The organism is Mesobacillus subterraneus (genome assembly GCF_003937825.1).
In the GTDB taxonomy this organism is placed as follows: Bacteria; Bacillota; Bacilli; order Bacillales; family Cytobacillaceae; genus Mesobacillus; species Mesobacillus subterraneus.
This window is the reverse complement of record NZ_RSFW01000020.1, coordinates 52229-75212: the sequence shown is the minus strand read 5'-3', so window position 1 is coordinate 75212 and position 22984 is coordinate 52229. Positions and strand designations below refer to the sequence as shown.

The following is a 22984-nucleotide window of genomic DNA, read 5'->3' as shown; positions in this document are numbered from 1 at the left end:
AGATGCGAAGGACGACGCGTTACCGAGTCGAAGGCGCAAATTCACTATGGCATGTATATAAAACCGTTCCGTTTTGGAAGGTCGTCAAAAATTTCGTCGTCATCCAGGTCGCGCGCTACACGCCATTTCTCGGCATGAAAAACTGGCTGTACCGCAATTTTCTCCGGATGAAGGTCGGCGACCAGACATCATTTGCGCTGATGGTCATGCTGGACGTGATGTTCCCGGAAAAAATCTCCGTCGGCCGCAACACGGTCATCGGCTACAACACGACCATCCTTGCGCACGAATATTTAATCAAAGAATACCGCCTCGGCGACGTCGAAATCGGCAGCGAAGTCATGATCGGCGCCAACTCAACGATCATGCCCGGCATCAAAATCGGCGATGGCGCCATCGTCTCCGCCGGCACCCTCGTCCATAAAGACGTACCCGAAGGAGCATTCGTCGGCGGCAACCCCATGCGGGTCATCTATACAAAAGAAGAACTGGCACAGCGCTGGGCAGACGATGAAATTTACGGACAAGCCCGGACAGAATAAAAGCGAAGCGGAATTGTTTCCGCTTCGCTTTTATTTCGGAGAGTTATTGATTTCGGATCGGCTTCCTGGTGCGGAAAATCAGTTAAGTTTTGCTGGGAACAATCACCGTACATTTATCACACGTCGCAGCAAATCACTCCCAAACGGTGTGAATCAATGTGAAAAAGATATAAATTAGAATTTTTTTCCTCTTATTAGCTAAATATTCGCTGGCTGAGATGGTTTGGCATGCAAAAAAGGATACAGATAGTAGTAAGGATTACCGGTGGTAACCTTTTACGACCACATTTTTAAATATATCAGCGGATTTTTAGATATATCGACCAGATTTTTCAATATATCGGCGAATTTTTCAATATATCGACCACATCCACAATTATATCGACCAACTTGAAAAATGAAACGGCTTTACTTTTTTTACTGTTTTTTAATATAAGAGATTAAACGAACATCCTATTTTAACTTAAAAAATGAGCTAGCCCCGAGCTTATTCTTAATCCCCGTCCACAAACCGTCCATGATCGGGCACTGCGATCTTCTCGAAATCGCGTACCAATAAATCCAGATTCCTTTCAAGTTCCTCGCCTTCCATGGGCCTGCCGTGTCCGGTTATAGCACGTGCAGGGCGGAGGGCATACAACTCTTCTACCGATTTGCGCGCGTGTTCCCAGTTCGTAGTCAAATAGCGGGGCGGCCCGCTGATTTCCTTCTTCTGCGTGACTACCTTATAAAGCGACTCTTGTTTGACCGTCACAAACGCATCCCCGGCAATCAATGTCCTGTCGGAATCACGGAACAATGAAATATGCCCCGGTGTGTGCCCTGGAGTATGAATCCAGCGCCAGCCATCCATTTCGGGAACCGTCCCATCGAGCGGCAACGCCTTTACGTGATTTCCGAGTTTGATTGCTTCATTTGGATAGAGCTTCGCCGCTTTGGCAAGCAGGCCGCCATCGACCGTTGGGTCTGGCTCAGGATAATTCTTGACCCCTGACAGATAAGGCATCTCGAGCTCATGTGCGTAGACATTGACGTTCCAGCGTTCCACCAGCTCCACGAGTGCTCCGACATGATCAAAATGGCCATGGGTGAGGATGATCGCTTTCGGCGGATTATTTGCGCCAAACAGCCTTTCCGCCTCCTCAAAAATAACATCAGACGACCGGGGCATCCCGGCATCGATTAGAACCCAATCTTTCTGGTCTCCAGGCATTCCGTAAAAACAAAGGTTCACAATCTGGATATTCATGTAATGCACGTCATGGGCAATCTGCTCAACATCTCCACTATCAATTGAAGTGACAGGAATGATTCGATTCTCAGCTCTATTCTCCATCTAAACGAAGCCTCCTTTTCTCTTCAATATTTACCCCTTGTCTGTAATTGGAAACTGAAAAAGCGAAACGGTTTTCCGTTTCGCTTGCAAAGGCTCTTTTTAAGGGGGTGAAATTTGCGGTAAAATCTGTCCCTCCAACTAAGGAGCGAGTTTACATGAAAAAGGTTGACCTTGTCCGTAAAAGGCCAATCCAAGTCACTACTTATAAGTAAACTCCGAATAACACTGAATAATCTGATCCGCATATTCGTTCTGTTCGCGGAACGAGCAGGTTTGCAGCCCAATCTTTTTAGCAGGAATCAGATCGGTGCTTTGGTCGCCGACAGCAAGATCCAGTCCGTAGCGGTCATGAAGGTATTTGTAAGCATGGATGTCTGGCTTCAAGGAATACCCATCATCAGCAGGGCAGATCACTTCCTCAAAATTGGCGCCGAGATTCCAGTGCTCTAATAATTCCTCTGTCGAGCGGCGATTCCGATGGGTCACAAGCACATTCACATCTGCATTCGAAAGAACGTCTTTTACATATGGAAAAAGGGGCTTGCGTTCATTAGACAGAGTCCGTTCGATTTCCCTGAACTTCGTTACGAGGCTTTTATCGACACCGTAAAATTCATAAGCTGTCCCATATTTTAAATGTGGCAGGACCTCTTCATAGGGCAGGTCTTTTTCCGCAAGGATCGTGAATGCCTCTACCAATGTTGGCCAGGTGTCAAGGATTGTCCCATCTAGGTCCCATAGAATCTTCACTGCAGCAGCCTCCTCCTTTGTTTGCCCCCATTTTAAACAGGAGGATTTTAAAAAGCAAACATGAAGAGGTTACGGTTGACGGATACTAAAAGGAACGGTAAACTACATATAACTTCACCTTGTTACCATATTAGCGAACTAAAGGATTTTGAAAATTACAGCCAAATTTTTCTGATATAAAAAAACACCCGCAACGAAGAAGGTGGAAGCGATGAGCAGATTATTCATGTTTGAAAAGCCCCTGGGCATGAGGGATACCCTTCCTGAATTGTATGAAGCGAAAGACAGGGTGCGCAGCGCAATTGAAAAAGAAATGAAGCAATGGGGTTTTCGATTCATCGAGACGCCGGCGCTCGAATATTACGAAACGGTCGGGAGCGCATCAGCCATCCTCGATCAGCAGCTGTTCAAGCTGTTGGACCAGCAGGGACATACGCTTGTGCTGCGTCCGGATATGACCGCGCCGATTGCGAGGCTGGCCGCATCGAAGCTTTTTAAAGACGAGGTACCTTTAAGGCTGGCATATTCCGCAAATGTATACCGAGCGCAACAGCGTGAGGGCGGCAGGCCGGCTGAATTCGAACAAATCGGAGTCGAGTGCATCGGCGATGATTCCGTCAGCGCGGATGGTGAAATGATTGCACTCGCCATATCCGCCCTGAAAAAAGCGGGCCTCCAGCAATTCCAGCTGTCTGTCGGACATGTTGGCTTCGTCAAAGAGTTGTTCGTCCAGATTCTCGGCACCGAAGATCGCGCCCGCGAACTGACGAAATTTCTATATGAAAAAAATTATGTTGGCTACCGTGAGCATGTCAAATCATTGCCGTTGTCTTCGATCGATTCACAAAGGCTGCTGGCATTTCTTGAACTGCGGGGCGGTCCGGAAGTGATTGGGAAAGCATCGGAGCTTGTCGAAAATGGAAAAGGCAAGGATGCCCTTGATGAACTTAAGCAGCTTTGGGATGTTATCGATGATTTCGGCGAGAGCGGAAAAATCAAATTTGACCTGACAATCGTCAGCCATATGAGCTACTATACAGGGATTCTATTCGAGGTATACGCGGGAATGGTTGGCTTCCCAATCGGCAATGGCGGGCGTTATGACCAACTGCTTGAGAAGTTCGGCAAGTCGACTGGAGCAACAGGATTCGCCATCAGGATCGACCGGCTGCTTGAGAGTCTCAGCAGCCTCGGACAACCCGCACCAGTCACCTGCATCCTCTTCAGCACAGAACGGCGTAAGGAAGCATTCCAGCTTGCCGCCGAGCGCAGGGAAGACGGCGAACAGGTGGTACTGCAGGACATCAGCGCTGTCCGCAATCTTGATGCATGTTCGAATGCTTACTCTGATGTCGTTTTCCTTGTAGGAAAGGAGGGGGCGCGATGAACGGACAACAACTGACGATCGCGATGCCTAAAGGCAGGATTTTTGATGAAGCGGTTGAGCTGCTGCGCAACGCTGGCTTCGATTTGCCTCCTGAATTTGATGATTCACGAAAATTAATCATCGATGTGGAAGAAGAAAATTTCCGCTTTATTTTAGCGAAACCGATGGATGTCGCTACCTATGTTGAGCATGGTGTCGCCGATCTCGGCATCGCTGGAAAGGATGTCCTCCTTGAAGAAGAACGTGACGTCTATGAGCTGCTCGATTTAAAAATCAGCGGCTGCTATCTCGCAGTGGCGGGACTTCCAGATACAAAAATGAATGATGTCGCACCGAAAATCGCCACAAAATACCCGAACATTGCGGCAGCATATTTCCGTGAACAGGGCGAGCAGGTCGAAATCATTAAGCTGAACGGGTCGATCGAGCTTGCGCCGCTGATCGGACTTGCCGACCGGATCGTCGACATTGTCTCGACCGGCAGGACTCTGAAGGAAAACGGACTTGTTGAATATGAAACAATCACGACTGTGACGTCGAGGTTGATCGTGAACCCGGTCAGCTACCGGATCAAGGATGAGCGGATCAGCGAACTGATCAAGCGGCTCAACGACGTCATTTGAATCTGAAAGGATTTGATTTCGATGGAAATTTTACAGATAGACGGCAGTGTTTCGTTGAAAAGGTCGGTAGATGGCGGGACGGAGGAACAGCGCAAGGCTGTACAGTCCATAATTGCTGAAGTCAGGGCTGGCGGTGACAAGGCTGTCCGGTCTTTCACGGAAAAATTTGATTCGGTCACGCTTGATGACTTTGCTGTGACGGAAGAGGAAATAGCAGAAGCTTATAAAACCGTGAGTGACAAGCTTGTCGGGATCATTAAAGAAGCGGCCGATAACATCAGGAAGTACCATGAAAAACAGCTGCGACCATCCTGGATGACGACGGAGGAGAATGGCACGATGCTTGGCCAGAAGGTGACACCGCTGGATTCAGTCGGCGTCTATGTTCCGGGTGGCACGGCTGCCTATCCTTCTTCTGTCCTGATGAACGTCATCCCCGCGAAGACGGCGGGCGTCGAAAGAATTGTGATGGTTTCCCCGCCAGATTCTGACGGAAGACTGCCTGCTGGAGTGTTGGTTGCCGCAGATATCGCCGGGGTAAAGGAAATTTATAAAATTGGCGGAGCACAGGCAATCGCAGCCCTCGCTTACGGCACGGAAACGATTAAACCTGTGGACAAAATCACCGGTCCGGGAAATATTTATGTCGCCCTCGCCAAACGTGAAGTTTTTGGTGATGTTGCAATCGATATGATTGCAGGGCCGAGTGAGATCGGCATCCTTGCCGACGACACGGCCCGCGCCAATGAGATTGCGGCCGACCTGCTTTCACAGGCAGAGCACGATCCGCGTGCGTGTGCGATTTTAGTGACAACCTCAAGAGTCCTTGCTGAAGATGTTCAGGACGAGGTGTATAAGCAGCTATCCCAATTGCCGCGAAAAGACATTGCTACAGAAGCAATCGAGAATTTCGGTGCGATATATGTTGCTGCTGATATGGACGAAGCGATTGCTGCGATTAACCAGCTGGCACCGGAGCATCTTGAAGTCGTAACAGAAAATGCATTTGAATTGCTCGGTAAAATAAAGCACGCAGGGGCGATTTTCCTCGGGAGATACAGCTCCGAACCAGTCGGTGATTACTTCGCAGGGCCAAACCATGTCCTGCCGACAAACGGAACCGCCCGTTTTTCTAGCCCGTTGAGTGTCGAGGATTTTCAGAAAAAATCGAGTGTCATCCTTTACAGCGAAAAAGCAATGAATGAAAACGGCGCGAAGATCGCCGAGTTTGCGCGGCTTGAAGGTCTTGAAGCCCATGCGCGGGCAGTGGAAGCAAGGCTTAAATAGTGTTTGTACTAAACAAGTGATCTAAATATATGGAGGTAACTGTCATGGAACGCACCTCAACGGTGAAAAGATATACGAACGAAACGAAAATTGATCTCACTTTTGGCATTGATGGCGAGGGAAAGTCCTCCCTGGAAACAGGAGTGCCATTTCTCTCGCATATGCTCGATTTGTTTGCGAAGCATGGCCAGTTTGATTTGACAGTGGTTGCAAAAGGCGATGTCGAGGTCGATGGTCACCATACGACGGAAGATATCGGCATCTGCATCGGACAGGCGCTCCGCGAAGCACTTGGTGACAAAAAGGGAATCAAGCGTTATGGCAATGCGTTTGTGCCGATGGATGAAGCGCTCGCGCAAGTGGTGATTGACTTGAGCAACCGCCCGCACCTCGAAATGCGCGCGGAATTCCCGTCCCAGCAGGTTGGAACCTTCGATGTCGAGCTTGTCCATGAATTTCTATGGAAGCTCGCACTTGAGGCACGAATGAACCTTCATGTCATCGTCCACTACGGTAAAAATACACACCATATGATTGAAGCGGTCTTCAAAGCACTGGGACGCGCGCTGGATGAAGCGACGACGATCGACCCGCGTGTCAAAGGCGTTCCATCTACAAAAGGGATGCTGTAAGATTTTTAAAATGGAAGGAAGTTAACCATGATTGGCATCGTTGATTACGGCATGGGCAATCTGTTCAGCGTCAGCAAGGCTCTTGAACGCCTGGATGCGCCCTATTTTACATCACCAGATAAAGAAAGTTTAATGGATGCAGATGCCCTGCTCGTCCCAGGTGTCGGTTCCTTCCGTGACGCGATGGAAGTGCTGAAACGCACGGGATTGACTGAGATGATCCGCGAGTTCGCCGCCACCGGCAAGCCTGTCCTTGGCATATGTCTAGGCATGCAGCTGCTGTTTGAGGAAAGCACGGAAAACGGCTTAACAGAAGGGTTGGGGCTGCTTCCGGGCAAGGTCGAACGCTTCAGCGGCCTGACAGCTGATGGGGAGGCGTACAAGGTTCCGCATATGGGCTGGAACAAGCTCCGCTTTACCGGGGAGTCGCCTTTACTGGCTTCGCTAGATGAAGACTACGTCTATTTCGTCCACTCTTATTATGTAAAAACAGATTCAAATGATGTGCTTGTCGCTGTCGGCGATTACTACGATGTTGAAGTGCCGGCGATTGTCGGCAGGGGAAATATATTCGGCATGCAATTCCATCCTGAAAAAAGCAGTGAAATGGGAATGGCGCTGCTGCGCAACTTTGCTGAGCTTGCAGCGGAAAGGAAGGCAGTATAATGAAATTCACAATCTACCCGGCGATCGACATGCGCGGCGGCAAATGTGTCCGCCTGCTGCAGGGCGACTATGATAAGGAAACAGTATACGGTGATTCTCCTTTTGAGATGGCCAGAAAGTTTGCGTCTGAAGGAGCGGAATGGATTCATATGGTCGACCTTGACGGCGCTCGAGCTGGAAAGCGGGTCAACGACCAATTTGTCATCCAGGCAGCGAAGGAGCTGGGAGTAAACGTCCAGATTGGCGGCGGCATCCGCAGCGAGGCGGATATCAATCATTATCTTGAAAATGGGGTCAGCCGAGTCATCATTGGCAGCATCGCCGTTTCCAACCCGGAATTCGCCGAGCAAATGGTCCGGAAATACGGCTCACAGATCGCCATTGGCCTTGATGCGAAAAATGGACTTGTCGCCACGCACGGCTGGCTAAACACCTCCGAAGTCACCGCTGTCGAGCTTGGCAAAAGATTCGCCGATGCCGGCGCAGAAACGTTTATATTTACTGATATCGCCACAGACGGAACTCTTGCCGGACCAAATGTGGAAGCAACCAGCCAGCTGGCATCGGAAACCGGTAAAAGTGTAATCGCATCAGGCGGAGTCAGCTCGCTTGATGATTTGTTGGCACTTCGCGAGTTGAGCAGTGATGGAGTGAGCGGCGCCATCGTCGGCAAGGCCATTTACGAGGGCCGTTTTACCGTAAAATCCGCCCTGGAAGCGGGGGATAGGTGATGTTGAGCAAACGAATCATTCCCTGTCTTGATGTAAAAGAAGGCAGAGTCGTCAAAGGCGTCCAGTTTGTCCAGCTCCGTGATGCTGGCGACCCGGTCGAGCTTGCTCGCTTTTATGATGAGCAAGGTGCCGACGAACTTGTCTTCCTTGATATCTCCGCATCAGTAGAAGGCCGGAAAACGATGGTCGAGGTGGTCAGGGAGGTTGCCTCCGAACTGGCGATTCCATTCACCGTCGGCGGCGGGATCAACACGCTTGAGGACATGAAAAGGATGCTCCGTTCAGGCGCGGACAAGGTGTCATTGAACACGGCAGCTGTCAATAATCCAGGATTGATTGCCGAAGGTTCCGCTTTCTTCGGTGCCCAGTGTATTGTCGTTGCCATTGACGCAAAATACGATTCAGAGCTCGGCTCTTGGCGAGTATTCACACATGGCGGGCGGACACCGACCGACTGGGAAGTGATTGAATGGGCCCGCGAAGCAGTCCGCCTGGGGGCAGGGGAAATCCTGCTGACCAGCATGGACAGCGACGGCGAGAAAAAAGGCTTCGACCTTGCCCTGACCCGCGCTGTGAGTGAAGCCGTGACAGTTCCGGTCATCGCATCAGGCGGAGCCGGAAATGCCGATCATTTTGTTGATGCTTTTATCGAAGGAAAAGCGGATGCCGCACTTGCTGCATCCATCTTCCATTATCGCGAAACCTCTGTAAAAGAAGTCAAATCCCACCTCCGCGAAAAAGGAGTGATTGTAAGATGAAAGAATTGAAGTTTGATGCTAATGGTTTGATTCCAGCCGTCGTACAGGATGCCTCAACCAGGGAAGTCCTGACGGTTGCCTATATGAACAAAGAATCCCTGGACAAATCGCTCGAAACACGCGAAACCTGGTTTTACAGCCGTTCCCGCCAGGAACTCTGGCATAAAGGAGCAACAAGCGGCAATACCCAGAAAATCGTCGAGATGAAATATGACTGCGACGGAGACGCGCTCGTCGTGCTCGTCGAACCGGCCGGACCGGCTTGCCATACCGGCGCGGTCAGCTGTTTTTCAGAGAGCCTTGTGGCTGGGGAGCCAAGCATATCTGCAAACCTTGGTGATTTTGCCGTCATGCTCGAGCTGGAGAAAACGATCCGCCAGCGCGAACAGGACATGCCAGAAGGCGCCTACACCACCTACCTGTTCGAAAAAGGCGTCGATAAAATCCTCAAAAAAGTCGGCGAAGAAGCCGCCGAAGTCATCATCGCAGCCAAAAACCGCGACCCTGAAGAACTCAAATGGGAAGCCGCCGATTTGCTGTATCATCTGATGGTATTGCTGCAGGAACAGAAACTTCCATTGAAAGACGTACTTGGAGTCTTGAATAAAAGGAAAAAACCCAGCGCTGGAGAGTAGATTGCGCTGGGTTTTTCTTATACCTTAATCAAAGAAGCGTTTTGCTGGAGAATACGTCCGCCCTTTATTTGTACCGGTACATACCAGATCAATAGAAGCTAAGATGCGTTTAGCAGTTGAAGGAGAATTGATTTTCATAAATTCTCGGAATTGCTTGTTGGTGATTTCGGGGCCGAAAATGAGAAAATAATCTTTTAAGGCCTGAATGTGTGCATCCGCTGAGTTGTGGCCGCAGCTTCGGCAATGCCATTTCCCCTGGTGGTAGTCCATGCCAAACACCTCACAAGCAATGCACTGAACACCTTGAAGTATTTGATCAAATGGAAGGCTCATGGAATGAATGTCAGGAAGAAAGGGTTCGTGCGACTTCACAAGCTGCCTGGAAATCTTCTTTAAGTCATTCTGTGTAAGATGACAGTTTGTATGCTTCTGGTAAAAAGGAGGGATTTTAAAAGCAACACTCGAAGACCTGAAAACACGACTACTTACTTCTCGATTATTGGTTGGATTTTTAATGATGGACTGCGAGTTGCTAATGGCAACAAGATGTTCAAGAGGAGGAGGTGTATAATGGTGTTTTTTTAAGTAAGTTCTTAATTGGGAGACTTGAGTTTTCGCTTGGAGGATGGGATCGGGAAAGCTTTCTTCGATATCGTTTTGAATTCGTAGCATCTGGTCAAATTCGGGAAGAAAAATGAGTGTCCCAGCGAGATATTTCGAATCAATGATGAGGATAAAGCAAGAGGTAAGAATGAGGGTATCGATTTGGAAGTGGGTAGCATTGATGGGGATTCTTAAATCGTGCAAAATTACCATTTCAGAATGGTCGATTTGTGCTAAATGGTAATCAAGAATCGTTTCTCCTTTGTATCCAGCCCGTTTGCGATAGAGTTTTTTTTCTAATTCGGCTCTTTTTTGAGGAAAACGCCTCGAAACTGCTTCAAGAATCAGTATATCTTGAGGATATTCTCTTTTTTTACCTATCAATTGTAATCACTCCTTATTATTTTACTAAAATAATTCGCTTTCCGGCTTTGAAACACCTTCTTTTTAGTCAAGAGAAAATTATATCGACCACATTTTTCAATATATCAGCGGATGTTTAAATATATCGACCACATTTCGCGATATATCGGCGGATTTTTTAATATATCGACCAAATCTCGCGATATATCGACCAACCGGGGTTTTCCACATAATTTAACACCCGCGCCATTTCAAAATAGTCATTCCCGCATCACCTTCCCAACCTCCTCCCGCAATAAAACAACAAATTTCCCAATAACCGACCCATTCCGCATAATCTTGGCCAACCGTGTTCCAAGCAGCACAAGCTACCTCCCCACACTAACCCTCCCCAAAACAATTTCTCTCCCACACCTTCTCGAACACTCTGTCCGTATGTTATACTACATTAGTTAAAGTCGCCCAGGTTCGTAGCGGGCACTTATTTATGAGACTTAAAATGGAGGATCACATGGGAAAAGACTCTAAAGCAATGAAGCGTAAAGGCCAATTGCTGTCATTCGTTCCTACTGGTGAGTATTATTTCACCAAAGGGGTCAAGGCTTTCCACAGGCGGGATCTGAAGAGGGCTGAGAAGTATTTCCAGCGCGCGATGCAGCTTGAGCCCGGTGAGCCGATGATCGTTTGCCAGCTGGCAATCGTGCAGTCGGAGCTGGGGGAATACCAGCAGTCTAACCGTCTTTTGCACTTGGTCCTCGAAGAACTTGATGAAAATATGGCGGAATGCCACTATTTCTTAGCAAATAATTATGCTCATATGGGCTTGTTTCGGGATGCGTTCAGGCATGCGAATTTATACTTAGAATTGAATGTGGACGGGGAATTTGCAGAGGATGCGAATGATCTCCTGGATCTTCTGACATTGGAAGCGGAAGAAATGGATGAAGATTACTATGAAGAGGATGACTTGATCGTCAAGCAGGAGGAAGCGCGGAACCATCTGGAGTCCGGCGAGTTTCCGAGGGCGATTGAAATCTTCGAGGAGGTCATCGAGGAGTATCCGGAATATTGGTCGGCTTACAACAATCTGGCGCTTGCGTACTTTTACCTTGGCGAGACAACCAAGGCACGCGACATCTTGAATGATGTGCTCGAACAGAACCCGGGCAATCTGCACGCGCTGTGCAATGGTCTCGTTTTCGCCCATTACCAGGGGCAGGAGAAGCTGGTCCAGGAGCTGAGGAGCTCTCTGGAAAAAATCCACCCGATCCATGTTGAACACCAGTTCAAGCTTGGCGCGACATTCGCGCTTGTCGGTGAATACGAGCTGGCGTACAGATGGCTGAAAAAGCTGCAGAAGTCTGGCTTTGAGGGCGATGGCGCATTCTATTACTGGCTGTCGCATGCGTCCTATTTTACCGGCCGGGAAAATACGGCTCGCTCAGCCTGGAAAAAGGTCCTCGAATTCAGTCCTGAGAAAGAAGGCATGGAGCCCTGGGCTGAAAAAAGTGGCGTGAAGTTCGAAACGCAAGTATTGGCGATCCTGAACCAGTTGAACAGCGATTATCCGGAAGAACGCCTTTTTGCGCTGTTCCTCACATCAGTTTCCGCGAAGAAGAAGGAAATTCTCGCTGCGGAAAAGTCGACAGACAAGATGACGGAAATGGAAAAATCGTATCTTGCGTATGTGGCGTCCGGAAAGCTCGGCAGCAGCAAAGAGGAAGTAAAGGGAGCGCACGAAACCGCAAAGCTCCTGTATGACCACCACCAGCCGATCGGCAAGAATGAAGCAGGCGTCTACATTATGTGGTTCTCAGTATTCGAACAGGCTGCAAAGGCTGGCTACGATTTTAAAAATCAAAAAGCCTGGGCCGCTGCCGTCGATTATCTATGGGATAAGCTAAGGAATATCAAGACAACGAAACAGGCAGTCGCCAATAAATATGGTTTGTCTGTCTCAACACTTTCCAAATATATCAATTTGGCAAATGAGTTTCTTCAGGAAGAAGACAGTATCTAAAAGGGTAAACTAAGTCTGTGATCAGCAGACGAGGTTTACCCTTTTTTTATATTTGTCATTTCGGTGAACACAAGCATATTTTTGGACTATATGCGTCCTGTTTTATAGGATAGGTTTAGGAAGGAAATACTATCCTGGATGAAAAAGATGGGGATTATATAAAGGAGTTGTACACCATGTCAGAAGAGAAAATTTATGACGTCATCATCATTGGTGCCGGTCCGGCGGGGATGACGGCGGCTGTTTATACGTCACGTGCGAACCTGTCAACGCTGATGCTTGAGCGCGGCGTTCCGGGCGGACAGATGGCAAATACAGAAGAAGTTGAGAACTACCCGGGCTTCGACCATATTCTTGGGCCTGAGCTCTCAACAAAAATGTTTGACCATGCGAAAAAGTTTGGCGCAGAATATGCTTACGGTGATGTAAAGGAAGTCATCGACGGCAAAGAATATAAGACAATCAAAGCTGGAAACAAGGAATACAAAGCGCGCTCCATCATCATCTCTGCTGGTGCGGAGTACAAAAAGCTTGGCGTACCAGGTGAGCAGGAACTGGGCGGCCGCGGTGTTTCCTATTGCGCAGTTTGTGACGGAGCATTTTTCAAAGGCAAAGAGCTTGTGGTCGTCGGCGGCGGAGACTCTGCGGTCGAAGAGGGCGTTTACCTGACTCGCTTCGCTTCAAAGGTGACGATCGTTCACCGCCGTGATGAGCTGCGTGCGCAAAAAATCCTTCAGGATCGCGCATTTGCCAATGACAAGATTGATTTCATCTGGAACCACACCGTCAAGCAAATCAATGATAAAGACGGCAAGGTGGGCAGCGTGACACTTGTGTCTACTCAGGATGGCGCAGAACAGGAATTCGCGGCTGATGGTGTCTTCATTTACATCGGAATGGTACCTCTGACAAAGCCGTTCGAGGGTCTTGGCATCACAAACAGCAATGGCTATATTGAAACCAATGAGCAAATGGAAACAAAGGTGCCGGGCATCTTCGCAGCGGGCGACATCCGCGAAAAGACGCTGCGTCAAATTGTAACGGCAACTGGGGACGGAAGTATCGCAGCCCAGAATGCGCAGCATTATGTTGAAGAATTAATCGAAGAATTAAAAGCGAACGCATAAAAATACAGGCTCTGCCTATTTAGTGGCAGGCCTTTCCTGATAATTGGAAAAAACAGTTCGTCTCGGCATAAATTAACAAAAAGTAATTAGATATTAATTCTACTGTAACAGTAGTGCAACAAACATGGGGTATTATAGGAGTAGAAATTGACCCCCTTTTAAAAATATAATCCTTTGACGGCACAGGTTATCCTGTGCTCTTTTTTTACATAAAAGTCAGTAATACAGGCATATGCTAAGGATTATAACACCTCACCTGCTATACTTCCCGTCCCTTCGCATCTTGTTTTCGCAGGTTTTCAGAAAGCTCCATTTACAAAAATATCATTTTTGTATTCATTGTGGCGATATTCTAAAAATAGTATAATGGAAAGAATAAAAGTTCGGTTGTTTTCCAATGAATGTTCAGTGTCCGGCATGACGCTTATACATATATGAAGAGGTGGAAATGGATGCAGCGCGTGACGAATTGTGTTCTGGTAAAAGATAATAAAATTTTGCTGCTGCAAAAGCCGCGCCGCAATTGGTGGGTGGCTCCAGGCGGAAAAATGGAACCAGGGGAAACCGTGAAGGATTCCTGTATCAGGGAATTCCGGGAAGAAACGGGGATTTACCTGAGGAACCCGCAAATCAAAGGAATCTTCACTTTTGTCATCAAGGAGGACGATCAGGTCGTTTCGGAATGGATGATGTTCACGTTCTATGCGACTGAGGCCGATGGCATCAACCTTGATGAATCAGAGGAAGGAACGATCTCGTGGCATGATCTCGATGACATAAAAGACCTTCCGATGGCCGCAGGGGATTATCATATTCTTGACTATATGGTCCATGGACAGGGCATTATCTATGGAGCCTTTACGTATACACCGGATTTTGAGCTGATCAACTACAGGCTCGATCCGAATTGATTGCTTAATTTAATCTGATGTTCAGGGGGAAAAAGAAATGAGCACCGGTTCAAGTACTGATACTCAGCTCGTTATTATTACAGGGATGTCTGGCGCGGGTAAAACGGTCGCCATCCAAAGCTTTGAAGATCTGGGATTCTTCTGTGTAGACAACCTGCCGCCGACATTACTCCCTAAGTTTTTAGAGCTAATGAAGGAGTCCGGCACGAAAATGAATAAAGTGGCGCTTGTCATGGACTTGCGCGGCCGGGAGTTTTTTGACTCGCTGTTCAAGGCCCTCGATGACCTGGCTGAAACATCCTGGGTGGCACCGCAGGTTTTATTCCTTGATGCCGACGATTCAACGCTTGTTCGCCGATACAAAGAGACGAGGCGTTCACATCCGCTTGCTCCGTCAGGTCTGCCGCTTGAAGGCATCCAGCTGGAACGCGAGCTGTTGGAGGAGCTAAAAGGCAGGGCACAGATCATCTATAAAACGACGGGGATGAAGCCGAAGGAGCTGCGGGAAAAAATCCTTGAAGAGTTCTCTGTCAATAAGAAGGCGATCTTCACCGTTAATGTGATGAGCTTCGGGTTCAAACACGGAATCCCGATTGATGCGGATCTGGTTTTCGACGTCCGCTTTTTGCCTAACCCGCACTATATCGAACACATGAGGCCGAAAACGGGTCTTGATGAAGATGTGTCGACATATGTTTTAAAATGGAACGAAACATCCAAGTTCCTTGAAAAAGTAACGGACCTGCTGAGCTTCATGCTTCCTCACTACAAGCGTGAAGGCAAGGCACAGCTGATCATTGCGATTGGCTGTACAGGCGGACAGCACCGCTCTGTGGCCCTGGCAGAACATATTGCCAAGTTTTTCGAAAAGGATTATCACACCCGAGTGACACACCGCGATATTGATAAAAGGCAGGGTCACGCAAAATGATCATGGATGGACAGCCAAGAATCGTCATCATCGGCGGCGGTACCGGATTGCCAGTCCTTCTGCGGGGGTTGAAAAAATACCCGGTCGATATCACCGCGATTGTGACGGTTGCTGATGATGGCGGGAGTTCCGGCCGGCTTAGGGAGGATATGCATATTCCTCCTCCAGGGGATATCCGGAACGTCCTTGCTGCATTATCAGATGTAGAGCCGCTGATTGAAGAAATGTTCCAGCATCGCTTCAATACATCCAATGAATTGTCCGGCCATTCGCTCGGAAACTTGATCCTTGCGGCAATGACTTCGATTACCGGGAACTTTGTGCATGCGATCCAGGAAATGAGCAAGGTCCTGAATGTGCGTGGGAAAGTCCTGCCGGCTGCCAACCGGAGTGTCATGCTGAACGCTGTGATGGAAGACAACAGTATTGTCAGAGGGGAGTCCAAGATTCCTTATTCGGGTAAAAGAATCAAACGTGTTTTCCTGAATCCGGAAAGCGCCAGGCCGCTGCCGGAAACGCTGCAGGCGATCCGTGAGGCAGACTTGATTGTCATAGGACCTGGGAGCCTGTATACAAGCATCCTGCCGAACCTGCTTGTCAAGAAACTCGGGAATGAAGTATGCAAGGCGAAGGCCCGTAAAGTGTATATCTGCAACCTGATGACCCAGGCCGGCGAGACTCATGATTTCGCTGCGAGTGACCATATCAAAGCAATTTATGACCATATGGATTGCGCCTTCATCGATACAATCCTGGTCAACAGCGAGACGATTCCGCCGGATGTCGAACTCCGCTACAAAGAGGAGCTTGCACAGCCTGTTCACTTTGATCTTGATCAACTCGTTGCTCTCGGAGTCGAGGTCGTCCAGGAAGAAATCGCTGAGCTCGAAGGCAATGTCATCAGGCATGATACTAAAAAAGTTTCAGAAATTTTATATTCTATGATAATAGATGAAACCAAAAAGAGATATAACGCGTAGATATAGGATGCAAGCGTTTGTCTTTATGAAGATTAGCTGATGCGCTTGCTATTGAACCAGCGCCAGCTCCAATTAATTTAGGGGGTGAGAAGGTGTCGTTCGCTTCGGAAACAAAAAAGGAACTCACAAATATCGACGTGAAGGGCTGCTGCGCCGACGCGGAACTGTCCGCTTTGATCCGGATGAATGGTTCCCTTTCCTTCTCCAATCGCAAACTCATCGTAGACATACAGACTGAAAATGCCGCGATTGCCAGGCGCATTTACACCTTGATCAAGAAAAGCTATCAGGTGCAGGTTGAACTGCTGGTGCGAAAGAAAATGCGGCTGAAAAAGAATAATGTTTATATTGTCCGCCTGAAGGAATCAGCCAGAGAAATACTGGAGGATTTAAAGATTTTGGGAGAAGGCTTTGAAATTATCCATGAAATATCGCCAGAGCTGGTGAAAAAGAAATGCTGTAAGCGTTCTTATCTGCGAGGTGCTTTCCTTGCGGGAGGCTCTGTGAACAACCCGGAAACGTCCTCCTATCATCTGGAGATCGCCTCCATGTACCAGGAGCATAATGACTCCTTATGTGAGTTGATGAATACCTTCGGACTGAACAGCAAAACGCTTGAACGGAAAAAAGGGTACATCACCTATTTAAAGGAAGCAGAGAAAATCACTGAATTCCTGAACATTGTAGGCGCACATAATGCGCTTTTGAGATTCGAAGATATCCGGATTGTCCGCGATATGAGAAATTCAGTCAACCGATTGGTAAATTGTGAAACAGCAAACTTGAACAAAACGATTGGAGCAGCTCTCCGCCAGGTCGAGAATATCCGTTACATCCAGGAAACAGTCGGCCTTCAGATTTTACCGGAAAAACTAAGGGAAATCGCCCAGCTGCGCGTCGATTATCAGGACGTCACACTGAAAGAACTGGGTGAAATGGTAAGCGGAGGCACGATCAGTAAATCAGGAATCAATCACCGGCTGCGTAAGATAGATGAGATAGCAGAAAAATTGCGTGCCGGCCAGATCATCAATAAATAGAGGGTAAGAGGAGGAAAAACGCAAATGGTAGAAAAACAGGTGCAAGTAAAGTTAAAAACTGGCCTGCAGGCTCGTCCGGCAGCATTGTTCGTACAGGAAGCAAACCGGTTCTCATCCGATATCTTTCTTGAAAAAGACGGCAAGAAGGTAAATGCAAAAAGCATCATGGGCTTGATGAGTCTTGCAGTAGGCGCAGGTGCATCCGTGAACCTGATCGCTGATGGAAGCGACGAAGTAGAAGCGCTGGAAAAACTGTCTGACTATATCCAGAAGGAAAACTAAAAAAACTCGCTCCAGATATCTGGGGCGAGTTTTTCATTCGTCTTATTTATCCTTCTTTTCTTCAAGAATGTTACGAGTAATGATTTGGTCAACAAGACCGTATTCCTTTGCACGCTCAGCTGTCATGAAGTTGTCGCGGTCTGTATCCTTCGCGATGACTTCAAGCGGCTGGCCAGTGCGTTCAGAAAGAATCGTATTCAGCTTTTCACGAAGGAAAAGAATGCGCTTAGCAGCGATTTCAATTTCTGTTGCCTGTCCCTGGGCACCGCCAAGTGGCTGGTGGATCATGACTTCTGCGTTAGGAAGAGCGTAACGCTTGCCCTTCGTACCAGCAGCGAGCAGGAAAGCACCCATTGATGCAGCCATACCGATACAGATTGTCTGGACATCTGGCTTGATGAACTGCATAGTATCGTAGATTGCCATACCGGCAGTAATACTGCCGCCAGGGCTGTTGATGTAGATGGAAATGTCTTTTTCCGGATTTTCAGCTTCCAGGAAAAGCAGCTGAGCGACGATTGAATTGGCAACATTGTCATCAATCCCGCTTCCCAGCATAATGATGCGATCCTTTAAAAGGCGGGAATAAATATCATATGCCCTTTCGCCCCGATTCGTTTGTTCAATAACTGTAGGAATCAAGTTCATGTTTGTTTTCCTCCTTTAACATAAGATCATTTCACTGTCTTAAAAGGCTTTTAAAAAACAGATAACAGCCTTGCGAAGACAGATTAGCAGGCTGGCATATACTGGTTCGTTTGCCAGAATACCTATGTAGTTTAATGATACACGCATGGTCAATAAAGGTCAAACGAATCGCTTGCAAAGCCACCCAAAACTCTTCGACAATAATCTATATTCCAATTTACTGTACCGTATCCATCTTACCCAACATTAACAATTTTAAACGAATCCATTGGTCCCCCTTCCAAAAAAACATTCTTGCAAACAAGGGAAACATACCCTATAATAGGTAAGCGTAACGCCAACTTACTATATGCCCTCGTGGTGCAACGGATAGCACGTAAGATTCCGGTTCTTGAGATGTGGGTTCGATTCCTGCCGAGGGCGTCACCAAGATACCCCTGCGCTTTAAATGAGCGCAGGGGGATTTTTTTGTTGATCCGCAAAAATAGCAGTTACATAGAACTAAGACTTTAAAATTAATAAAAACGACTAGGAGTATACACCTAAACAAGCATATGCTTACTTTCATAGTTTATAGAAGAGGTCGAAATACGCCTCGAAAAAAATATGAAAGGATGATGTAAATGCCAGAATTTAATTTGCAGCAAGTGCCAGAGAGTTGCTTTGAGCCAGTAACCATTGGTGGTTTCGTTGTGACTTTGGTAGATATCGAGCCTGTTGATGGTGGATTCAGGTGGATTTACCGCGTAGATAATGTAACCCCTAATTCCCCAGCTTTAAGCAACTGGGTATTAGCAATTGAAGAGCCTTGTTTGGATTTCATTAGCGACCCTCGTGCAAGTGAGGTTTTCCTAACTACTGACCCAGCCCCAACTGAACTGTTTCCTGTTGATTTTGAAAATCCAGGAAGAACACCGCAACCTGGATGTCCTGAAGGTTCACCATGTGGTGCTGGAATTCGTTTGGATGGATTTGCATTTATACCCGACCAAGGTGAGCTAGGTGAGTTGCAGCCAGGTTTCTCCCAATTATTTGCCTTCACTTTTAACCAACCTCAAATTGCAACCACTGCATGTGCTTCGATTAGTGCTGGGGGTGTAACGGCTTGCGGATTGATCTGCGTTCCAGACTGTATCGTATGCCCTGACGCTTGTGAATGTCCGGAAGATAACAATACATTCACATGTACAGCGACGGTTCCAACATCATGCTTTACAATTCCAGAAGAAGTAGCAACCGAAGACGTGTTATTTGGTTTCTGTATTGTCGATCAAGAAGTGGTGGCTCCAACAGAGGAAGATGTTTGTCAAGCTCCGGCGGAGGTGTTTGTATGTGGTCAAACGCTCATTTGCTGCTGTGATGTTTTTCCATGGACTCGAACAGTAACTCTGGATATCCAATTTAACGTTCCTAAAACAGCAGATTGTCAAACAGAAAATTTGTATGAATGTTGCTTTGAGACGATAACAGTTGAACAAACATGCTTCACATGCAACATTGATGATAACCCATTCCCGGAAGAGGATCTTACATGTGAAGATATTGAAGTTATAATCAACTCTGTAGTAGTTAATGAAGCAGGTACAAGTGCGGATATCAACTATACAGTTGAGCTGCCTGAGTGTGAAGTTCCTCTGGAAGAACCACCAGTAGGAACACCTCCAGGAAATACTTGCCCACCACCAGCACCGGCACCTCGTAATACTCAACCTGTAAACAAGACAGCTATTAACATGCCAACTGTTAACAGTGCCAAACGCCGCAAAAGGTAATTGACATTAACCACTCGCCCCTTTGTCTGAAATCAGGTAAGGGGTTTTTACATAGGGGCATGCCAAATTCTTTCCATACACCAAACCTTGTTTATCATGTAAAATGAATGCAGGGGTGATTTAGATGGATATGAAAGCTGGATTGTTGCAAAAACAGACTTTGAAATTGGCGATGACACAGGAGCTGACGCAGGCAATTGCGCTTTTGCAGTATTCTGCCCAGGAGCTTGCGGCTTTTCTTGAAGCTAAATCGATGGAAAATCCCCTTTTGCAAGTGGACTTCAAGAATATCACCCATTTCGATTCGAATATGGACCGCACGAGGAAAACGACAAGGCGGTCATTCGAACGGGACCAGAAGAACTTGATCGAACAGATTGGTTCTGGTGAGAGCGAAACACTGGAAGACTTCTTGCTGTCCCAGTTGAACTCATTGAAAATGACAGATGAGGAAAAATTGATTTTACATGTATTGATTGAAAACATAGATGAAAACGGTTACTTGAATACTGACAGAGAAAGTCTGGCAGCCAGATACAATGTGGATGAAGAAATAGTTGAATGTGCGATTTTTAAGCTTCAGTCATTGGATCCACCGGGCATCGCTGCAAAAGATTTGCAGGATTGCCTGATGCTGCAGCTGAGGCGGCTAAAACGGAATCCTGCAAATGAACTCGCAATTGCGATCATCGAAAATCACTTCCTTCTTTTTGCCGAGAAAAAGTGGAAAGCGCTCGCGAAAATGCTGGATATTGAACTAAAGGATATCCAAAAGGTGCACGATGAGATTCAGAGATTGGACCCCAAACCGGGAGCCACTTTCCAACGCGAAAAGCCAGCTTATATCGTGCCGGATGTTGTGGTGAAACGCGAGGGTGACGAGCTGAACGTCAGTGTGTTTGATGCGCTGATCCCCAAAGTGACATTTAATGAAGGATACTATAAGCAGTTATCGGGCCATCAGAATCAGGAAGTGAACAAATTCCTCCACGAGAAGCAGGGAGATTTCCAGTGGATCCAGCGCAGCCTTGAACAAAGGAAGGAAACGCTTTTGAAGGTATCAATGAAAATCATCGAAAAGCAGCGGGACTTCTTTTTAATGGGACCATCCCATCTCCACCCAATGACAATGAGGGAAGTCGCCGAGGAACTCGAAATTCACGAATCGACCGTAAGCCGGACTGTCCGGGAAAAATACATGCAAACACCTTCTGGAACATTTGAATTAAAATCCTTTTTCACGAGTGCAATTGCCACTACGGAAAATGATCAGGCATCTTCGCAAAAAGTAAAAGCTGCAATCGAACGCTATATAAAAGAAGAAGATAAAAAGAAACCTATATCCGATCAGAAATTAGTAGAAATGCTCGAAGACGTTGAAGGTATGGTCGTATCCAGAAGGACCGTCGCAAAATACCGCGATCAGCTCGGCATCCCATCGTCGTCGAAACGTAAACGATTTGATTAAAAAGGATGGTTTCTTGTTAGATAATTTAAGCATCCACTATTAAAAGGAGTCCAAAATGAAGAAAACAGTCAAACTCTATTCCCGTCCGCGCTGCCATTTATGCGAGACGGCGCGTGAAATCCTGGAAGAACTCCAGCATAACTGGAATTTTACAATAGAAGAAATCAATATCGATCTTGATGACGAGCTCGTCGAGAAGTATGGAATCATGATTCCGGTGATTGAATTGGACGGGGAAGAACTGCAATACGGGATTATTAACAAAAAGTTCATAAGTGAAGCGTTTTCACGAAAAAACCTTGAGTTTATTGGTTGATTAAGGTTTTCACTCCTGTTAGAATGAAATTTGTAGCAGGGGTGATTTTTTTTACCGCAGGTGGGACATAATATGTCTTAGCGGGACATTTTATGACCAACACTGAAAAAGGAGAATATCAAAATGGACAGTTCGCTCATTGATATTCAAAAAAGAATATTGCCCGATTTACTCCAGGTTATGCAAAAGCGATACCTCATCCTCCAATACATAAACGTGATGCAGCCAGTTGGCAGGAGAAACCTTTCAGTCAGCCTGAATTTGACTGAGCGGGTTTTGCGGTCTGAGGTGGAATTTTTGAAAGACCAGAATCTTATTTCGATGTCTGTTCAGGGAATGACGCTGACAGAAGAAGGAAAAGATATACTGGAAAGTCTTGAAAGAGTAATGCGCGACATTATGGGTATAAACACATTAGAGCGCCAGCTGAAGGAACGCATGGGTATCCGGAATGTGATCGTCGTCCCAGGGGACAGCGACCAATCGCCATGGGTGAAAAGCGAGCTGGGGCGTGCGACAGCGAATTGCATGAAAGATCTTCTCCTAAGCAAAAATATAATTGCTGTGACTGGAGGATCGACGATGGCGGCTGTGGCCGATATGTTGACACCAGACTTCGGCGAGAAGGATTTGCTGTTTGTGCCTGCACGAGGCGGAATCGGCGAGGACGTCAAGAATCAGGCAAACACGATTTGCGCAATCATGGCGGACAATACGAATTCGCGCCACCGGGTCTTTTATGTGCCCGACCAGGTCAGCAGTGAGATTTATCAATCCTTCATCAAAGAACCGCTGATTTACGAGGTCTGGAATTTAGTTAAATCAGCAAGCATGGTTTTACACGGTATTGGAGACGCTATTACAATGGCGGAACGTCGCAATACCAGCCCGGAGGATTTGCAGAAAATCCTGGATGGAAAAGCAGTAGGCGAGGCTTTTGGCTACTATTTTAACGAAGCCGGGGAAATCGTCCACAAAGTGCTGACGATCGGTCTTCAACTGAACGATCTCGCGGATATAGACAATGTCATCGCGGTTGCAGGAGGACAATCGAAGGCAAAAGCGATCAGAGCCTATATGAAGCAGGCCCCTTCATCAACGATCCTGATCACGGACGAGGGTGCCGCCAAAACATTGTTACAAGGGTAACACCTTTATATAAACAACATTTTTTTA

Annotated in this window: 24 protein-coding genes and 1 tRNA gene; 21 read left to right on the top strand and 4 right to left on the bottom strand. The window is 47.2% G+C overall.

The annotated features are described in order from the left end of the window. The first annotated feature begins 2 nt into the window (after window positions 1-2). Window positions 3-542: an acyltransferase gene (locus EJA10_RS17850; protein ID WP_125481388.1), complete on the top strand. Its 540-nt coding sequence runs from the start codon at window positions 3-5 to the stop codon at window positions 540-542. Window positions 543-1035: 493 nt separating this feature from the next. Here the strand turns inward: EJA10_RS17850 and EJA10_RS17845 are convergent, their stop codons facing one another. Together EJA10_RS17845 and EJA10_RS17840 are read right to left on the bottom strand one after the other, a co-directional pair. Further along, the gene (locus EJA10_RS17845; protein ID WP_125481387.1) at window positions 1036-1878 is read right to left on the bottom strand and encodes an MBL fold metallo-hydrolase; all 843 of its coding nucleotides are present in this window, start codon (window positions 1876-1878) and stop codon (window positions 1036-1038) included. A gap of 198 nt (window positions 1879-2076) precedes the next feature. Then, entirely contained in the window at window positions 2077-2628 is a 552-nt protein-coding gene (locus EJA10_RS17840; protein WP_125481386.1) for an HAD hydrolase-like protein, read from the bottom strand. 211 nt (window positions 2629-2839) lie between these two features. Between EJA10_RS17840 and EJA10_RS17835 the strand changes: the two genes are divergently transcribed. Genes EJA10_RS17835 through hisIE form a run of 8 tightly spaced genes read left to right on the top strand, consistent with a single transcriptional unit; the run spans window position 2840 to window position 9347 of the window. Continuing rightward, entirely contained in the window at window positions 2840-4015 is a 1176-nt protein-coding gene (locus EJA10_RS17835) for an ATP phosphoribosyltransferase regulatory subunit (protein ID WP_125481385.1), read from the top strand. Then, a complete protein-coding gene (hisG, locus tag EJA10_RS17830; RefSeq protein WP_125481384.1) occupies window positions 4012-4638 on the top strand; it encodes an ATP phosphoribosyltransferase in 627 nt (208 codons plus the stop codon). The genes EJA10_RS17835 and hisG overlap by 4 nt, the downstream gene beginning before the upstream one ends. 21 nt (window positions 4639-4659) lie before the next feature. Next, window positions 4660-5925 (top strand): histidinol dehydrogenase, encoded by a 1266-nt coding sequence (gene hisD, locus EJA10_RS17825; RefSeq protein WP_125481383.1) that lies wholly within the window; start codon window positions 4660-4662, stop codon window positions 5923-5925. A gap of 44 nt (window positions 5926-5969) precedes the next feature. Then, the gene (hisB, locus tag EJA10_RS17820) at window positions 5970-6557 is read left to right on the top strand and encodes an imidazoleglycerol-phosphate dehydratase HisB (protein ID WP_125481382.1); all 588 of its coding nucleotides are present in this window, start codon (window positions 5970-5972) and stop codon (window positions 6555-6557) included. A 27-nt stretch (window positions 6558-6584) separates the two neighbouring features. After that, window positions 6585-7223 carry an imidazole glycerol phosphate synthase subunit HisH gene (hisH, locus tag EJA10_RS17815; protein ID WP_125481381.1) on the top strand — a complete coding sequence of 213 codons (639 nt, stop codon included), beginning with the start codon at window positions 6585-6587 and terminating at the stop codon, window positions 7221-7223. Further along, window positions 7223-7954 (top strand): 1-(5-phosphoribosyl)-5-[(5-phosphoribosylamino)methylideneamino]imidazole-4-carboxamide isomerase, encoded by a 732-nt coding sequence (hisA, locus tag EJA10_RS17810; RefSeq protein WP_125481380.1) that lies wholly within the window; start codon window positions 7223-7225, stop codon window positions 7952-7954. The genes hisH and hisA overlap by 1 nt, the downstream gene beginning before the upstream one ends. Then, complete coding sequence (gene hisF, locus EJA10_RS17805) at window positions 7954-8712, top strand: imidazole glycerol phosphate synthase subunit HisF (protein WP_125481379.1); 759 nt, start codon at window positions 7954-7956, stop codon at window positions 8710-8712. The genes hisA and hisF overlap by 1 nt, the downstream gene beginning before the upstream one ends. Continuing rightward, window positions 8709-9347, top strand: a complete 639-nt coding sequence (hisIE, locus tag EJA10_RS17800) for a bifunctional phosphoribosyl-AMP cyclohydrolase/phosphoribosyl-ATP diphosphatase HisIE (RefSeq protein ID WP_125481378.1) — start codon at window positions 8709-8711, stop codon at window positions 9345-9347. The genes hisF and hisIE overlap by 4 nt, the downstream gene beginning before the upstream one ends. Before the next feature lie 24 nt (window positions 9348-9371). Here the strand turns inward: hisIE and EJA10_RS17795 are convergent, their stop codons facing one another. Further along, window positions 9372-10334 carry a nuclease-related domain-containing protein gene (locus EJA10_RS17795; protein ID WP_125481377.1) on the bottom strand — a complete coding sequence of 321 codons (963 nt, stop codon included), beginning with the start codon at window positions 10332-10334 and terminating at the stop codon, window positions 9372-9374. Between the two features lie 490 nt (window positions 10335-10824). Between EJA10_RS17795 and EJA10_RS17790 the strand changes: the two genes are divergently transcribed. From EJA10_RS17790 to EJA10_RS17760, 7 genes are all read left to right on the top strand, one after another. Next, window positions 10825-12333 carry a tetratricopeptide repeat protein gene (locus EJA10_RS17790; RefSeq protein WP_125481376.1) on the top strand — a complete coding sequence of 503 codons (1509 nt, stop codon included), beginning with the start codon at window positions 10825-10827 and terminating at the stop codon, window positions 12331-12333. Between the two features lie 176 nt (window positions 12334-12509). Continuing rightward, window positions 12510-13460, top strand: coding sequence for a thioredoxin-disulfide reductase (gene trxB, locus EJA10_RS17785; RefSeq protein ID WP_125481375.1), 951 nt, complete (start codon window positions 12510-12512; stop codon window positions 13458-13460). A gap of 452 nt (window positions 13461-13912) precedes the next feature. Continuing rightward, window positions 13913-14371, top strand: coding sequence for an NUDIX hydrolase (locus tag EJA10_RS17780; RefSeq protein WP_125481374.1), 459 nt, complete (start codon window positions 13913-13915; stop codon window positions 14369-14371). A gap of 37 nt (window positions 14372-14408) precedes the next feature. Next, window positions 14409-15302, top strand: coding sequence for an RNase adapter RapZ (gene rapZ / locus EJA10_RS17775; RefSeq protein ID WP_125481373.1), 894 nt, complete (start codon window positions 14409-14411; stop codon window positions 15300-15302). Next, entirely contained in the window at window positions 15299-16282 is a 984-nt protein-coding gene (locus EJA10_RS17770; RefSeq protein WP_281274535.1) for a gluconeogenesis factor YvcK family protein, read from the top strand. The genes rapZ and EJA10_RS17770 overlap by 4 nt, the downstream gene beginning before the upstream one ends. Before the next feature lie 92 nt (window positions 16283-16374). Beyond that, window positions 16375-17322, top strand: a complete 948-nt coding sequence (gene whiA / locus EJA10_RS17765) for a DNA-binding protein WhiA (protein ID WP_125481372.1) — start codon at window positions 16375-16377, stop codon at window positions 17320-17322. Between the two features lie 24 nt (window positions 17323-17346). Next, window positions 17347-17604 (top strand): HPr family phosphocarrier protein, encoded by a 258-nt coding sequence (locus EJA10_RS17760; RefSeq protein ID WP_125481371.1) that lies wholly within the window; start codon window positions 17347-17349, stop codon window positions 17602-17604. A gap of 42 nt (window positions 17605-17646) precedes the next feature. Here the strand turns inward: EJA10_RS17760 and clpP are convergent, their stop codons facing one another. After that, window positions 17647-18252, bottom strand: a complete 606-nt coding sequence (gene clpP / locus EJA10_RS17755) for an ATP-dependent Clp endopeptidase proteolytic subunit ClpP (protein WP_125481370.1) — start codon at window positions 18250-18252, stop codon at window positions 17647-17649. Window positions 18253-18603: 351 nt separating this feature from the next. Here clpP and EJA10_RS17750 point away from each other — a divergent pair. The 5 genes from EJA10_RS17750 to EJA10_RS17730 all read left to right on the top strand — a co-directional run bounded on the left by EJA10_RS17750 (window position 18604) and on the right by EJA10_RS17730 (window position 22957). Next, window positions 18604-18675: transfer RNA gene (locus tag EJA10_RS17750), tRNA-Arg, on the top strand. Window positions 18676-18875: 200 nt separating this feature from the next. Then, window positions 18876-20024 (top strand): hypothetical protein, encoded by a 1149-nt coding sequence (locus tag EJA10_RS17745; protein ID WP_125481369.1) that lies wholly within the window; start codon window positions 18876-18878, stop codon window positions 20022-20024. Between the two features lie 124 nt (window positions 20025-20148). Continuing rightward, on the top strand, window positions 20149-21492 hold the full coding sequence (rpoN, locus tag EJA10_RS17740; RefSeq protein WP_125481368.1) for an RNA polymerase factor sigma-54: 1344 nt from the start codon (window positions 20149-20151) through the stop codon (window positions 21490-21492). Between the two features lie 55 nt (window positions 21493-21547). Beyond that, on the top strand, window positions 21548-21808 hold the full coding sequence (locus EJA10_RS17735; protein ID WP_125481367.1) for a glutaredoxin family protein: 261 nt from the start codon (window positions 21548-21550) through the stop codon (window positions 21806-21808). 123 nt (window positions 21809-21931) lie between these two features. Beyond that, on the top strand, window positions 21932-22957 hold the full coding sequence (locus tag EJA10_RS17730) for a sugar-binding transcriptional regulator (RefSeq protein WP_125481366.1): 1026 nt from the start codon (window positions 21932-21934) through the stop codon (window positions 22955-22957). Window positions 22958-22984 lie beyond the last annotated feature (27 nt).

Bases quoted from the DNA above. Each gene is read 5' to 3' on its own strand.
- EJA10_RS17735 (WP_125481367.1), top strand. From the start codon at position 21,548: ATGAAGAAAACAGTCAAACTCTATTCCCGTCCGCGCTGCCATTTATGC.
- hisG (WP_125481384.1), top strand. From the start codon at position 4,012: ATGAACGGACAACAACTGACGATCGCGATGCCTAAAGGCAGGATTTTT.
- hisH (WP_125481381.1), top strand. From the start codon at position 6,585: ATGATTGGCATCGTTGATTACGGCATGGGCAATCTGTTCAGCGTCAGC.
- rapZ (WP_125481373.1), top strand. From the start codon at position 14,409: ATGAGCACCGGTTCAAGTACTGATACTCAGCTCGTTATTATTACAGGG.
- clpP (WP_125481370.1), bottom strand. From the start codon at position 18,252: ATGAACTTGATTCCTACAGTTATTGAACAAACGAATCGGGGCGAAAGG.
- hisD (WP_125481383.1), top strand. From the start codon at position 4,660: ATGGAAATTTTACAGATAGACGGCAGTGTTTCGTTGAAAAGGTCGGTA.
- EJA10_RS17845 (WP_125481387.1), bottom strand. From the start codon at position 1,878: ATGGAGAATAGAGCTGAGAATCGAATCATTCCTGTCACTTCAATTGAT.
- EJA10_RS17835 (WP_125481385.1), top strand. From the start codon at position 2,840: ATGAGCAGATTATTCATGTTTGAAAAGCCCCTGGGCATGAGGGATACC.
- EJA10_RS17770 (WP_281274535.1), top strand. From the start codon at position 15,299: ATGATCATGGATGGACAGCCAAGAATCGTCATCATCGGCGGCGGTACC.
- EJA10_RS17730 (WP_125481366.1), top strand. From the start codon at position 21,932: ATGGACAGTTCGCTCATTGATATTCAAAAAAGAATATTGCCCGATTTA.
- rpoN (WP_125481368.1), top strand. From the start codon at position 20,149: ATGGATATGAAAGCTGGATTGTTGCAAAAACAGACTTTGAAATTGGCG.
- hisB (WP_125481382.1), top strand. From the start codon at position 5,970: ATGGAACGCACCTCAACGGTGAAAAGATATACGAACGAAACGAAAATT.
- trxB (WP_125481375.1), top strand. From the start codon at position 12,510: ATGTCAGAAGAGAAAATTTATGACGTCATCATCATTGGTGCCGGTCCG.
- EJA10_RS17850 (WP_125481388.1), top strand. From the start codon at position 3: ATGCGAAGGACGACGCGTTACCGAGTCGAAGGCGCAAATTCACTATGG.
- EJA10_RS17745 (WP_125481369.1), top strand. From the start codon at position 18,876: ATGCCAGAATTTAATTTGCAGCAAGTGCCAGAGAGTTGCTTTGAGCCA.
- hisF (WP_125481379.1), top strand. From the start codon at position 7,954: ATGTTGAGCAAACGAATCATTCCCTGTCTTGATGTAAAAGAAGGCAGA.
- EJA10_RS17760 (WP_125481371.1), top strand. From the start codon at position 17,347: ATGGTAGAAAAACAGGTGCAAGTAAAGTTAAAAACTGGCCTGCAGGCT.
- EJA10_RS17780 (WP_125481374.1), top strand. From the start codon at position 13,913: ATGCAGCGCGTGACGAATTGTGTTCTGGTAAAAGATAATAAAATTTTG.
- EJA10_RS17790 (WP_125481376.1), top strand. From the start codon at position 10,825: ATGGGAAAAGACTCTAAAGCAATGAAGCGTAAAGGCCAATTGCTGTCA.
- hisA (WP_125481380.1), top strand. From the start codon at position 7,223: ATGAAATTCACAATCTACCCGGCGATCGACATGCGCGGCGGCAAATGT.
- hisIE (WP_125481378.1), top strand. From the start codon at position 8,709: ATGAAAGAATTGAAGTTTGATGCTAATGGTTTGATTCCAGCCGTCGTA.